At 38.4% G+C, this 14109-nt stretch carries 17 protein-coding genes; 3 read left to right on the forward strand and 14 right to left on the reverse strand.

The genetic code is table 11. The annotated features are described in order from the left end of the window. Nucleotides 1-119: 119 nt before the first annotated feature. The 7 genes from A374_RS06920 to A374_RS06950 form a co-directional block, all read right to left on the reverse strand. Nucleotides 120-695 (reverse strand): hypothetical protein, encoded by a 576-nt coding sequence (locus A374_RS06920; protein ID WP_007201487.1) that lies wholly within the window; start codon nt 693-695, stop codon nt 120-122. Between the two features lie 67 nt (nt 696-762). Then, complete coding sequence (locus A374_RS06925) at nt 763-1542, reverse strand: hypothetical protein (RefSeq protein WP_007201488.1); 780 nt, start codon at nt 1540-1542, stop codon at nt 763-765. A 168-nt stretch (nt 1543-1710) separates the two neighbouring features. Then, nucleotides 1711-2157, reverse strand: a complete 447-nt coding sequence (locus A374_RS06930) for a GNAT family N-acetyltransferase (RefSeq protein ID WP_007201489.1) — start codon at nt 2155-2157, stop codon at nt 1711-1713. Between the two features lie 201 nt (nt 2158-2358). Further along, nucleotides 2359-3174 carry an AAC(3) family N-acetyltransferase gene (locus tag A374_RS06935; RefSeq protein ID WP_007201490.1) on the reverse strand — a complete coding sequence of 272 codons (816 nt, stop codon included), beginning with the start codon at nt 3172-3174 and terminating at the stop codon, nt 2359-2361. A gap of 81 nt (nt 3175-3255) precedes the next feature. Beyond that, the gene (locus A374_RS06940; RefSeq protein WP_007201491.1) at nt 3256-4029 is read right to left on the reverse strand and encodes a hypothetical protein; all 774 of its coding nucleotides are present in this window, start codon (nt 4027-4029) and stop codon (nt 3256-3258) included. A gap of 124 nt (nt 4030-4153) precedes the next feature. After that, nucleotides 4154-4639, reverse strand: a complete 486-nt coding sequence (locus A374_RS06945) for a hypothetical protein (protein ID WP_007201492.1) — start codon at nt 4637-4639, stop codon at nt 4154-4156. 62 nt (nt 4640-4701) lie between these two features. Beyond that, nucleotides 4702-4953, reverse strand: a complete 252-nt coding sequence (locus A374_RS06950) for a hypothetical protein (protein WP_007201493.1) — start codon at nt 4951-4953, stop codon at nt 4702-4704. Between the two features lie 116 nt (nt 4954-5069). Here A374_RS06950 and A374_RS06955 point away from each other — a divergent pair, with 116 nt between their 5' ends. Beyond that, on the forward strand, nt 5070-5333 hold the full coding sequence (locus tag A374_RS06955) for a hypothetical protein (RefSeq protein WP_007201494.1): 264 nt from the start codon (nt 5070-5072) through the stop codon (nt 5331-5333). A gap of 81 nt (nt 5334-5414) precedes the next feature. Here the strand turns inward: A374_RS06955 and A374_RS06960 are convergent, their stop codons facing one another. The 6 genes from A374_RS06960 to A374_RS06985 form a co-directional block, all read right to left on the reverse strand. Next, complete coding sequence (locus tag A374_RS06960) at nt 5415-5837, reverse strand: DUF4871 domain-containing protein (protein WP_007201495.1); 423 nt, start codon at nt 5835-5837, stop codon at nt 5415-5417. A gap of 170 nt (nt 5838-6007) precedes the next feature. After that, nucleotides 6008-7066, reverse strand: coding sequence for a dual-specificity RNA methyltransferase RlmN (gene rlmN / locus A374_RS06965; RefSeq protein ID WP_007201496.1), 1059 nt, complete (start codon nt 7064-7066; stop codon nt 6008-6010). 102 nt (nt 7067-7168) lie between these two features. After that, nucleotides 7169-7915 carry a metallophosphoesterase family protein gene (locus A374_RS06970; protein WP_007201497.1) on the reverse strand — a complete coding sequence of 249 codons (747 nt, stop codon included), beginning with the start codon at nt 7913-7915 and terminating at the stop codon, nt 7169-7171. Between the two features lie 349 nt (nt 7916-8264). Next, complete coding sequence (locus tag A374_RS06975) at nt 8265-8639, reverse strand: 3D domain-containing protein (RefSeq protein ID WP_007201498.1); 375 nt, start codon at nt 8637-8639, stop codon at nt 8265-8267. 315 nt (nt 8640-8954) lie between these two features. Further along, on the reverse strand, nt 8955-9689 hold the full coding sequence (locus A374_RS06980) for a peptidase MA family metallohydrolase (protein WP_007201499.1): 735 nt from the start codon (nt 9687-9689) through the stop codon (nt 8955-8957). A gap of 959 nt (nt 9690-10648) precedes the next feature. Continuing rightward, nucleotides 10649-11314, reverse strand: a complete 666-nt coding sequence (locus tag A374_RS06985) for a hypothetical protein (protein ID WP_007201500.1) — start codon at nt 11312-11314, stop codon at nt 10649-10651. A gap of 245 nt (nt 11315-11559) precedes the next feature. Between A374_RS06985 and A374_RS06990 the strand changes: the two genes are divergently transcribed. Next, entirely contained in the window at nt 11560-11949 is a 390-nt protein-coding gene (locus tag A374_RS06990) for a hypothetical protein (RefSeq protein WP_007201501.1), read from the forward strand. A gap of 128 nt (nt 11950-12077) precedes the next feature. Beyond that, entirely contained in the window at nt 12078-12878 is an 801-nt protein-coding gene (locus A374_RS21115; RefSeq protein ID WP_007201502.1) for a helix-turn-helix transcriptional regulator, read from the forward strand. On the opposite strand, the gene A374_RS07000 is transcribed toward A374_RS21115, so the two are convergent. Further along, nucleotides 12812-14041, reverse strand: a complete 1230-nt coding sequence (locus tag A374_RS07000; RefSeq protein ID WP_156793166.1) for an MFS transporter — start codon at nt 14039-14041, stop codon at nt 12812-12814. The two genes, A374_RS21115 and A374_RS07000, sit on opposite strands and share 67 nt — an antisense overlap. Nucleotides 14042-14109 lie beyond the last annotated feature (68 nt).

Below are 14109 nucleotides of genomic sequence, written 5' to 3' on the forward strand. Positions count from 1 at the left end.
GTCATTATAATTTCTAGCAAATGTTTCTTCATTGAACCTACCGTTTCATACACTAATTTATTAGTAACGTCTGATGGAGTATGGTAGGTCAATCCAACATTCAGTAGAAGAATTGGAAATTAAATTAGAAGGAAAAAAGGATAAATAATTGTTTCCCAAATGCGTTTTGTAAATAGCGAGATCAATAGTGTACCAAGAGCATAGGTAAGTGAAATAAATAGCTGCATCACTATAAGAATGAGCATAGTTACGATTGGTCCGTGAGCACCATTTAATCCTGGGGCAATTATTAATGAGTCAAACGTCCATTTGTTACCAAGAAGGATTATAAGGCTTATCAAAGAAAGTAAAACGCTCGCGAGCTCGAATAAAATCACTCCACCAATGACTGTTAAAAACGTTTCTGTACAAAACGGTCGATAGCCGCCACGGAGAATACTCCATGTCTTTATATCACTGTGCCATATGCGAGCAATTAATTCAGATACGAGCACAATGATTAGAAGAGCTTTAAGTGTACTAAAATACTCAAAAGAAGAAAAAATATCGTAAAAGAAAATTGAATTAATTCCGGACTTGTAATAAGGATCGTCAGAAATCGTGTGTCCTATATTAATCTGAATGATACCAAGGACAAAAAATAGCAATAATACAATGATTGTACGGTTTCTTACCAAAAAACGTTTTATATCCATTTAAATTGCCCCTATCGATCACATTTTAACAGCATTCATGGTACTTATTTTGATGGTGCTGATCCAATCATCGAACAAGTCCCTTTCTTTTCTTTATCGTTAGAATGACGAAAGTCACAAGCATCATGAGTAACGATCCACCGATCCAAGCGGTAAGATTATCAATAACAGGCTGATTACTTTGGTTTTTTTGGACTAATACAGCAGTAATACTTGGAAATAGATATTTCTCACTCATAAAGTCAAGCACATAAACGAGCAGAATCGGTACAACAATAAGGAATAGAAACGGATAAACAATGGTTTCCCAGATTCGTTTCGTAATGAGTAAGAATACAAAAGTGGCAAATGCATAAAAGATTGCTTGCATCCATTGAAAGAAAAAAAGAAGAAGCATCGTCAGAATAGGACCGTGGTGACCTCCTAAACCAGGTGCAATCGTATAAGAATCCATTGTCCAATTGTTTCCATCTACAATCATGAGACCAATTAAAGAAAGTAAATCTCCTACGACAATAAATGCAGTGATCACAAGTATTATATTGAGGAAATTTTGTCTAATAAAAGGAGCATAGCCACCCCTAATGATGCTCCAAACTTTCATATCACTAAACCAATGCCGAGCCATGAGGTCAGATACGAGAATAATAATAAATAGGGGTATAATCCCACTTAACAGTTCGAAATCTGAAAAAAGAGCAAGAAACAAAAAAGAATTAATGCCCGGTTTATACGGCCCACCTGTCCATAAGAGTGAATGTTCCATTCCAGTTACAGCTGCACAAACAGCATATAAAACAACAAGAAAGCTAAAAACAACACGATGCTTGTTCAAATAATTTTTCATAACAATCCCCCTGAAAAAGCGTACTAAACGATACAGTACACACGTTACTCCATTCCCTCTAACCAATCAACAGCATTTGGTAATTCTTCACTTTTTCTTAAGATATCTTAAGAATTTCATCATAAAAAAGCTCACGAGAACAAATGCTTGTTCTCGTAAGCTTCACTGTTAGTTTATATATTTTATAACGGCCATTTCTTGACCAAATCGATCTCCATTATCCACAAAGCCTAAACTAGCATAAAGCTTATGTGCACCTTTATTTAACGGATGATAACCGACGACAATCTTCTTACAATTCGGTAATTGTTCCATTTGGGCAATCATTAATTTCGTAGCTGCTGTTCCGATTCCTTTGCCTTGAAATTTGTGATCAATCATGATTCTATACACCCAATGACTCTCTAATTCTTCTTGAACCATGTTATACATTACAAAACCAACGATTGTTTGTTCCTCATAGATTGCGTAAGCCTTCAAAGTCGGTTCAAACTTTGACTGAGCGATTGAGATCGCATTAGATTCAATGTATGGCTCTTGCTCTGGCGAAACCGCTAGTTGGCAGCAATCATACCAATTTTCCTTGTTTACTTCTACTAGTGTTACAGTTTTCATACATGTTTCCCCTTTCAAATGTAGGGAAAACGCTTCACACACTGTTTAATTCGGCGTAGTCCCCATCAATGTTTTCATTCTTTTTGCTTTATTTCTCATACTGAACGCCTCCTTTAACATTTTTTGTGCTACTTTCCAATTATATTATTACTATTCCTTCGTTTCTCTATAATTAAAATAGCACTCGAATAAATCATCTTTTTAGACTTCTTTATAAGCATTGTTCAGCCACTCTAAGGCAAAATTCACAGCATCCACTTGTTTAAACAATCTTGCATTGGCATGACCAACATTCGCTTTTACTACAGGACAATGTTGTTCAAAGTCTTTTCCTATTTCATCAAAAGCATCATTCGGATCTAATTCAATATCCTGATAGGTTTGCCATACGCGCCTGCCATTCTCTAGTATGGGTGAGCTTTGAGTAATTGTTGAAGGCTGATCTACCTGATACTCGGCCAAATGAAAAGATGTGTTATTTTCATAAGACACACCTACAAGTAATGAATACGCGTCTAAATCATACATTTTTTGTAACGGCGAATGCACGCCCATTCCGAACGCTAATGCATGGTCACATGTAATATGATGTGCATTTTTCCCCCATGCAGCAAAAGAATATTGCGGATGATTACTTCTAATCACTCCTGGGAATTTAAGAAATTGTTCAGCTACGGTACCAAGTGCATATGTAGGTGTTGTTTGTGAATCAAAGGGCGGCATAGTCTCTCTAATCGTTTCCCACCATTCTTTTGGAACAGACGGCGCGCGCCACGTACTAGGATCGGATAAATCCGTAGAATGACTAGGAAAGATAATTGTACCTTCACTCGTCACAACTTCCATCAATGCTTGAATAAAGGCGATTGCTCCCCCTGAAATCCAACCTATTGATTTTAGAGAAGAATGAACCATAACATTCATTCCCGACTTCAATCCCATATTTCGCAAATCATTTTCTAAACTACCTTGTGTGATTGGCGCTTTCGCAGTAAATAAATCTTCTAAAATAGGCATATTTGATCTAATCCTTTCTATTTTCATTGATTCATAACGTAGCTGTAGCTCTCTACAAGAACATCGCCCACTCTTCTTTCATTATGATTTCGGCGACCTTGGAAAATAAGAAGAATGAACGGATGGTAAACCATCTGCTAAATGTACGAGCTGTTCTTTACTTAAATTCCCAGAAAGCATCACTACTTTACCGGAATCAAAATAAAATAAAAACGGATTGTTAAATGTATCGACTGAAAGATACGCTTCTTGTTTTTTACTTTTCAATACTATTTCCTTTGCCGGGTCTGTTATTGCTCCGGATCGTTTAAACGTAAAGATGGAAACAATGTTGTTTTTTGTATCACCCAATGTCCACAGGTGTGCATCCTTATTTACATCCGCTTCTAACTTATCAAATGTCTTCATCGGTAACTGCAAGCCCTCTTCATTGGAATCCCACATATCTTTAGGACGAGGCCCCATACGTTGTCGAATTATATAGCTAATCTCCCATGTATTCGTTTTTTTCTTTTTCTCATAATAAAAAAAAGCATAGTTATTTTTTCCTTCAGGTGAATGAATGGTAAGTATGCTTTGTCTTCCAATTGTCGCTTCTGAAATGATGTCTGCTTTTGTAGGCTTTTTCTTTTCTCCATTTTTAAAATGAACGATCATTTGATGAATGATGGATTCAGCAGGAGTTTTTGCAGAAGCTGGCGGATCTCGGTATTCTATCGCTTTTACCTCTGGTTCTGGCGCCTCCTTCTTTGTCGTTTTTGTAGGTGTTTGCTTTTCTTTGGCAGTTGGTTCTTTTGTCGTACATCCACCTGTCAGTAGGAGTGCTGTACAACATAGAATGGTTATTCTTTTCATTACCGTCCTTCTCCTCGTCTTAATCTTTTTTTATGCTCTTTTCATTATTCCGCTTCACTAAAAGAAAACCCTTTGTTGGTACTGTTTATAGGGGAACAAGAAAAAGAGAAGCCCTAGCTTCTCTCTACTCCTGCATCATTAACGTTTGTTCCTCTAACAGCTGCTTACACACTTCATAACATTTTTCCACATGAGCATTGCCAAGGTATCTCATCGCTGAAAAACTAATCGAGGCAGCCACTGCTTGCCCGACAAACGGCACGAATTTCGTCACTTGTTTGACAGCTATTTTTTTCGTTGTTTTCTTTAAGAGGGCGGCTAACATCTTTTTCGTCACCACACGTCCTATGTATTCACTCCCAAGCGACGTTGCTAGCACTAATATCCTCCCTTTTACAGCTGAACTGACTCGCTCAAGCTGACTCGGACTTAAGCCGAATTTTTCATTGATTGTTTTCACTAGCTCATACATAATCGTCAAATCCGCACCAACATCTAGTCCTAACACGGGAACTACCGCCGCCGCTGCCGAAGCAGATGCTCGTTTATTTACCATCTGACGGCATTCTACGCGCAGTTCCTCAAGCTCACTCATCGTTTTTGGAATCATAGTTCATCACTCCTTTTTCTTACGTTTCCCTAAAGTGGAAGAAAAGAAGCATACTTAAGCATTCACGGTCCACACGTTCCCACGAAAACAAGCACTGGGGAAAGCATAATCGATATAAACAATACTGGAATTGTTAAGATCTTGGAGCTCTTATTGAAACGCAAGAAACCAGCAAGATAGCCACCCGCTACGACAACGAGTAAAAAGGCAATAAATGAATAGAATGTAAAATACTCATTCAAGTCACTAATCCATACCACTAAAAAGATGATTTGCAGCGCAAGTACCGCAAGAAGAAATGTGTTCTTTATCATGATGTTCATCCTAACTGATGTTTTTGTAGATAAATATTACTACAAAGGATTTTTTTGTCAACTTATTGTATAATGAGACTAAATCACAAATACAACAGAATGGGAGTGTATAGTAGATGTGGGAATTACCGCTTTATCTTATATTTGCTCCAATTTTAACGTTAGGTATATCCTTGCTATTCGGTTTAAAACATAAAAATATGTATCTTGCTCCTTTAATTATTTTCATTGCTCTCAATATACCAACCCTTCTCGTACCGCTCTATCAAAACGTCGGACGTGGCGCGATGTTTGGTTATGCGCTGTTCTTTAGCTTTATATCTTTCTTCATTTCCTTTCTAGCCATTCGTATTAAAACACTGCGAAGTAAACTGTCATAAGCTATTTGCATACAAAAGGAGATCAGGCCTCCCTGATCTCTTTTATCAAAATTAATATTGAGATTTCGTTACAATCAGTCTTTATTTTTTATGCACTTTGACAAAAATTGTTCCGAACAATTTTTGATCGACATATGCGTCTAACTTCCACATGCCAGCGTGAGGTAGTGACATGATCGATGGAATGTGGGCATCTGCCCCATTGTTTGCATCCCCGGTAACATCACGTATAAGCGACACTTCCTCGTCTGTTTTCTGTGATGTGGCAATAACTTTAAATGGTTTATCAGGCAAATCTTTAGAGCCCCACAAATGCCACATATATTTCTGTTCTTCGTTAGGATAAAATCTTACATTTTCGGAATCATCGTATATAAAACCAATTTTCTCTTTTTCACCAATCATCGTATAACTACCAGATTCAAACAACGAGCTTTCTTTCCACTCATCTTGGCTACAAGCAGTTAGAAAAAGGATAAAAAGGGCTACAACGATTTTTTTCATTCAACTAACCTCCTCCTTTTTAATATTTTACCATAAAATACCATAATTTCTCTTGCTCATCATAAAAAAAAAACGCTCAAAATTACTGAGCGTTTTGGAATGTTATTTTTATAGTGTAATGAATGAGTTTCTTTCACACTACATAGACTGTTGCATTTCTCTTTTTGTGTCTATGCCTCTTTATTAATTTGCTTACTTCGAAGTTGTCCGCAAGCGGCATCAATGTCTGAACCGTGTTCTTGGCGAATTTTACAGTTGATACCGTTCTTTTTCAACGTATCATAAAATTCAAGCACGGAGCGTTCTTCGCTGCGCTGATACTGACTATGCTCATCTACAGGATTGTATGGAATGAGATTCACGTATAAGCGTTTTTTCTTATCGTGAAGCAGCTGAGCAAGTTCGAGCGCTTCTTTTTTATGATCATTCACATCTCGAAGCAAAATATACTCGATCGTTAAGCGGCGATTTGTTTTTTCTAGATAATAGTCAACAGCTTCCATGAGTGGTTCAAGTGGAATGGCCTTGTTGATTTTCATGATTTTCGTACGAAGTTCATTATTCGGCGCATGCAGTGATAGCGCAAGGTTCACTTGCAGTCCGCTATCTGCAAATTCACGCATTTTTTTCGCTAAACCACTTGTAGAAACTGTAATTCGACGCGCAGCTACAGCTAATCCTTTATGATCCGTGATGATGTGAATAAAGTTTTTCATATTCTCAAAGTTATCGAACGGCTCACCGATTCCCATCACGACAATATGCGTTACTTTCTCTTGCTCGCCCCGCGCATCTAGCTCGAGCTGTACGCGCATAATTTGTTCAACAACTTCGCCACCTGAAAGATCACGGCTTTTCGCTAACAAGCCACTCGCACAAAAGCTACAGCCGATGTTACAGCCGACTTGTGTTGTTACACAAACTGATAATCCGTATTTATGACGCATTAATACCGTTTCAATTAAATTGCCATCTTGTAGGCGAAAAAGAAACTTAATAGTGCCGTCTTGCGATTCTTGCTTCACGTGCTGTGTCATCGTTTCAATCACAAAATGCTCACTCAACAATTGAATACAGTCTGGATTCACATCTGTCATCAAACTAAAATCAGTTACGCGTGTTCTATATAAATACTCCCAAACTTGCTGCGCACGAAACGGACGATGACCGCGTTCGCCAAGCCAAGCAGTAAGCTGTTGCAATGTTAACCCGTAAATGGATGTTTTCATCGTTGTACCCTCTTTTCAAAAAATACCTTCTGCTATCTTACCATACTCATTATAACCAAATCATCTATAAATAGCGGAAGTTACGCAAAGAGCGTTTCCATTTTATACAGCGGTTAACGGTACCTTCTTCACTTGTCGCTTACTGCACGTATGATCAATGGAATAAGCAGTATAGTCATTCCCTTCAATGACTAAAGCGTGCAGCCAACCACCGTAATGACAGCCTCCATCAATATTAATTTCCTGATTATCATTGTTGAGCCATACGTCGTAATGATCTTTATGTAAAATCACTGTTGGTGTGTGACCGTGGATAATGATTTTCCCCGTTTTTTGCGGCTTCTCCCAAAACGCCGAGCGAATCCAGCGGAAGTCTCGCTTAGACGTTTGACGCCAATCATCAAGCTCCGGATTAATGCCCGCATGAACAAACAAATGCCGCTCATCTTCATAATAAAGCGGTAAATTTTTCAAAAACGTAATCTCATCGCGGTAGTTTTTAAAAATACACTTTTTCGCCTGCACTTTATAAGAAGAGATGCCATACGGCTTACAAAAGCTTTTCACCGTCTTTTTGCCGCCATCGATTTGCAAATAGCGCTTACGATCTTCCATGCGCCATAACCATTTTAAAAATAAGTTTTCATGATTGCCAGCAAGCGCCACTGCATTTTCTGTTTCTACGAGGTTTTTTACCGTCGCGACAACGCGCGCTGCATCGGGACCACGATCGACATAATCACCTAAAAATATAAGCTTGTCGCCACTTCCATATTTCACATCTGACAGTAGGGCCATCAGTGGCTCATAATGACCATGAATATCTGACATAACAATCGTTCTTGACATGGGAAACCCTTCCTTTCTGCTCTCTTACGTAGTATAAGCTATAGAACGCCCATTCTCCATAGAAAGAGGCCATACAAAAGAAGGAGCACAACATACATACTAAGCTTCCTCACTGTAAACTTCACAAGTAGTTCATGAGCTGCCCAGTCTATATAGAGAAGACAAACAACTTCTTATGCTAAGAAAGTCCGTATCTCCGTATATTGAATACCGCAGAATTACTATTAAGTTCTTATTTATGCCATTGTACTATTTATCACATTTATTGCTATATTTTGTTACTCTAGACAAAAAAGCAGCATGCTCCGCTTTAAGCGAAGCATGCTGCTATGATTTTTAGTATACTAAACTACTTTAAGATGGTTACTGTTACGTTATGAATGCGTCCAAGCTTACGAACAGTACGGTCAGATTTATTTACATACAAATCAATAATTCTACCTTTGATGGCTCCACCCGTGTCGTCTGCTCTACGTTTAATTTTCTTTCCGTTCGGGAATTTAATTTCTACCCATGTTCCTAGTTTAATTACACGTGGGTCTACAGCGATTGTTACGCCATCTTTCGTGCGACGTCCACTTGCTGTCAGGCCGCTTTCATTATAATGCGTTACTTGAAATCCTGTCATACGTTTTTTATATGTAGATCGTGCTTCTGCTGGATTGCTCACCATTAACGTGAAGACTTGCAAGAACACTACTAATGCCACTATTAATTTCTTCATAAAGAAAAAGTTCCCCCTTGGTTATATTAAGGAAATATATACTAAAATTACTAACACTAATAAAATACCAGAGAAATGTATCAATCATATTACAACCACATTAAAAAACAGAAACAACCGACATAAAAAATTTCGAAAATTTAATTATTAATTATAGTAACTATCGAACAAAACCTTTTCCCATCAGGCTTTCCTCCCTATATCGCGTCATGTTTTATTAATAAATTTCTAAAAGTTTATCAAAAGAAAATTTATATAAAAATAAAAAACTCGGCAATCCTGCCTTATTCTAAAGGGTACGATTGCCGAGTTTATTTAACTTTGGATTGCACGTTCTGCCTTTAACCATGCATGCCATCGAGCTTCAAACACCTCTTTTTCCAAGCGGGTTGCTTCATACACGGCCTGATCACTGCCTTGTACTACAATTGCTTTTATAAGATCTTGACCATACGTTACATCTAAAAAGCGAACAAGCGTCCATCCCCAAATATAAGAGAGGAGAATACTATTTTCGACCTCTTCTAAACTTGGAAGCTCACGTGTTTGAATCGCCCGCTGTACAGGATCCCGAAACTCTACATCCGTTCGCCACTGATTGGATAAGTAAATAGCTAAGCCTTCTTCAAGCCACCGTGGCGTCATTTCTAAATTACTTGTAAAATGCTCATGATACACATGCGTTAATTCATGACAGAGCAAGCGTTCATACTCTGTTTTTTCATACGTATAAATAGAATGCGAAGGATACGCATCCGGTGAAAGAAGAACAAGCTCTTTACGCTGCATTTGCGCAATTCTACTTTCACGTGATGGCACTTCAATATTAACTTTCAAAACGTCTACTACAAGCTGCTCATACCATCTTCTCGTCGGTACTAAATACACCATCACTTCAACAGGACGAGTCGGCACTCCAAAAAACGCTTCTAGCTTACTTGCTGCTTTCTTTAACCCATCAAGTGTTTCTTCTACATAATTCTCTTTTATATAATATAGCTGGATCTGACCATCACAGCAGCAAGAGAACTCTTTCAATATGCTGCTCATAGGCTCCCTCCTTTTCCTTATACACTATCTTTCGCTTTCTCAGAAAAAAACTCCTTTTTTAGGAGTTATGAGGACACTGCACAGTTTATTCTTCTAATTGCCACTATCAATTATTTCGTTATGTAAATAACAAGTTGAACAAGGATTAATTTTCGATATTTTCTGAAAATTTCGTTGCTTTTTGTATTTTCATAGCTTATGATAAATACAAGTTAACTATTTCAAACAAAAAGGAGATGTTCACATGAACGTAATCCACACACTAATGAATATCGTTAATTTCCTGCTTCACAATCCAGTTACCGATTTCTTAAGACATCTCTTTCATCATTAAACGAACAAGTACAATTCGCACTAACTCATCACACTACTAATCGCACAAGGAGCTGGTCTCATGAATGTCGTCCAAACAGTACTAAATGTCGTTAATCTCTTGCTTCATAATCCAGTTGTAGATGCTTTAAAACAGTTATTCCATCATTGATTAAGGCTACATAAAGTCGCAGTAACTCTTCACACTACTAATTATACAAGGAGCTGGTCTCATGAATGTTATCCAAACAGTACTAAATTTCATTAATTTCTTGCTTCATAATCCCATTGTGGATGCTTTGAGACGATTGTTCCATCATTAAACAAAACAACGTATAGCCGCACTACTTCATCACACTACTAATCACACAAGGAGCTGGTCTCATGAATGTCGTCCAAACAGTACTAAATGTCGTTAATTTCTTGCTTCATAATCCCATTGTGGATGCTTTGAGACGATTGTTCCATCATTAATTTCTGTTAGAAAGGAAAAGATCTCATGACGATTATTGACCGTCTTATTCATCATTTATATAGTATTATTCTAAGTCCTGTCATAGAGATCTTTAAACCTTTTCATTAAGTTTTTTTACAACCTACCAAGAACCTGGCCGGAGATTACATAGCGCACTCCTGCTGGGTTTTTTCTATGATAAGGCAGGCGATTGAAATGTACTAGTCAGCCATCGCTGCCAATTTGCCTCTCCGTTTTTCCCAAGCAATTCAAATAGGTTAGCAACTTTTCCTGTCGCTAGGTCATACAGGGCTTCTTCGCCATACTCTTCTTCTATAAAACGAACAAGCAACGCGCTCCATATACGGTCACTTTTAAAAGATTGCTCAATGTCGCGAATTGTAAGGTGATTTTTTTTATCGATACGATGCACGCGCTCATCGCACACTAAATAAACAGCAAGGCCCTTTTTCAACCAATTCGGTAGTTCCGTTTCTCTGTGCATTGCGCTGTACATAGCAATCATTTCTGAACACATAAGTTCTTGATATCCTTGATCATCATAGGAAGGAAAATAAGCAGCGGGCGAAAGAAGTACAAGCTCTACACCTTGCGCTTGAGCGAATAGGGTAGGAGAAGGGGTTTTTTTTAGAATGTTAGTAACCGTACGCATAAAGGCTTGCCGATGACTTACAAGATATACAGTGAGCTCTATTGGCTTCTTTTGATGAAAAAAAGCACTTACTTTCTGCTGAGCCTTGTGTAACCCATCTAACGTTTCTCTTTTGTAATCGTCCTCTGTATACAATAATCGTACAGAATGTTCCTGAGAAAATAAAAAACGAGTCAATGGTTTCACAACAATACAACTCCTTTTAGAGACAACCATTTTTGTCTCTTGCTAGTAAAAAAGACAGCATCCCTTATAACCTTCTACATCAACGAAAAAAAACCTCTTTTTCCTAAAAGAGTAACCTTTTATTCTACTAAAAATTTGTCAAAAAAAATTTCTTATAAAATTTTTAAACTAATGGTGTTTATTTTTGTAAATTATTGCTCTATAATGGCATTGCAACCAGTAAATTCTTAAATGGAGATGATTTCATGTTAAAGAAATTAATGTCTTTTGGCGTATTACTCGGTATACTTTTATTTTCAATGAACACTGCTCATGCCTCTAGCAATACCTATCATTCTACTTATAGTCTTAAAGGAAGCATGTCGAGCCGCATGGTGTATGTAACTAGCACCCCAACTTTTATGGTAACAACAACACCTACATTAGGTGCAAAAGGATCTGGACTTATTTTATCTCTACACAAACGAACAGCGACGAGTGATGTTGAAGTAGATCGCAAAACCGTTTCATCACAAGGAAAAGAAACAACTGTTTTCTTTAAAAAAGGTAGCGGCGCAGGCAATTACTATTTTGTATTTAAAAATAGTAGCGGCAAGCAAATGAAAGGTGCCGTTGATATTAGCTATAACTGGTAATCTTCTAATGACAGTAAACCATTTCGTTTGCTGTCATTTTCTATAGGGAGGATTTTCTTAGAAAGAATAGAACGGTTTAGAAAAGAGGTGATTGGAGCGATGAAAAAACTAACGCTCAAAAAAAGAACATGATGTACTATGAACGCGCTCAAGGTGCGCTTCTTTATACATCAGAAAAAAGAACAGAAGGCAATCTACGGAGTGATCCAAGCTATAAGTTTATCTATGCAATCGATGGAAATATGGCGTATAAGCTACCCACTTTTGACACAACACTTACTACGCATCAATTTGTAGTGTTAAATCCTTATGACCGCCACCAGCAGCTTGCTGTGGAGCAAAAGAAATTTTTAATTGAGCTTTCACCTAGCTTTTTTCAAGATGTAAGCGAGGCTCTTCCCCAAAGAGATCATAGTCTTCAATTTCCTTGGATCGTGCGCAAGCACCTTCCACTTACACAATGGGTAGCGTTTCTCTCTACGATGTTACACGTATCAAGTGAACAGGAATTTCAGCTATTTCTCGACCATAGCTTTACCCAACTTGCGCTGTTATTGTTACAAACGCAACACCCTGCTCGGGAAATAGAAAGTTATCGTCTGTTTCAGCCCCTCATTATGCAGACGATGGAAGCCATGTATGAGGACGCTCAGCATACTTGGACATTGGATGAACTAAGTAGTCTTATTCATTTAAGTAAATATCAATATGCACACGTTTTTAAGGAATGCAGTGGCATATCTCCCTACTCCTGGCTACAGCTCGCTCGCTTACACCACGCAAAGCAAGCGTTACTGCATTCTAAAGAAACCATTCTTTCCATCGCCTTGCAAGCAGGTTTTCCCTCTGCAGCTGCTTTTACTCAGCTTTTTAAACGTTTATTTGGCATGACACCTAGTGTTTTTCGTGCAAACCGAAGCAACAAATAGCCGGTCGTTACGAGCATGATTAGCCCACAACTTTTCATAAGAGTAGCGACCGATACGTAATAAGAAAGCCAACCAAACAAAGCAAGAGATGCACTATTTGCGATATACAGGAGCACGGCATTAAAGCTAAAGCCACGGCCAAGCTTGTCTTGTGGCAGCCATTGCTGCAATAAATAAACACGTGACAATCCTGCGATCGGCACCCCTATAGCGACGATCACTACACACACAATGTAAAATGACGGCTCAGAAACGAAGCCAAGCAGTACAACCCCACACCCCCATATGAAGGCCCCACTAACATACACAGTCATACTCAGCTTCTTCCATACAAACGGCAATACAATATTAACAGCAATTACAACCCCGCCATAGATTCCCTCTAACATACTAAACCATTCTTTGGGATGCTTGCTGTGTTCAATGAGCGCCAGTAGTAGGCCGACTTGCCATACCCACGTGTGTAAAAAGACGACGATGAAGGTCATCGCATATAAAAGAAGCAGCGCTGATTGGTTTTTTAACCATTGTATATACTGAATCAGCCCCTTAAAAACACTAAGTAATACTTTATCATTCCTAACACTACCTTTAACAGTGGTCAGTGTAATTTTGCTAATACAAAATGCACTAACGATATAGGAACACGCATCAACAAGCAACAAATACACGGTATGGCCCATCGCCAATAGTGCTGTAACAATAAATGGAGAAAGCACTTGAATGCCACGTGTCACACTATCCATTACACTATTAAGCACCATGCGCTTCTCTTCGCTAGCAATCATCGGAAGCAAGGCACGATGAGCTGGATTGAAAAAGCAGCCTAGCGTTTGCAGAAGAAAGCCAATCAGTACTAAATAGCCATACGTTAAGTGACCAAAGCTATACAACACGACAGCGGACGCGACAATAGGCACACGAATGACATCAATTATCACTAGCAGCCTTCTACGGTCAACAAGATCGGCAACTGCTCCACCAATTAATCCAAAAAAAACATAAGGAAGGGCTTGTGCCAACGCAATAAGTGTCGTATACCATGCCGATTGCGTTAAATCGTATGCTAAAAATAGAAAGGCTAACCCGGACATTACATCTCCCAAACTCGAGATCGCTTCACCGGCAATATAAAATAGTAGATTTTTTCTTTCTTTCATCATTCTCACCTCTTTTATAGCGTACAAAAGAAGCGAGAGGTCTTCGATGCTCTTCTTGCTGACTTACTACG

Origin of the sequence: Fictibacillus macauensis ZFHKF-1, assembly GCF_000269865.1 — a bacterium.
Classification (GTDB): Bacteria; Bacillota; Bacilli; order Bacillales; family Fictibacillaceae; genus Fictibacillus_C; species Fictibacillus_C macauensis.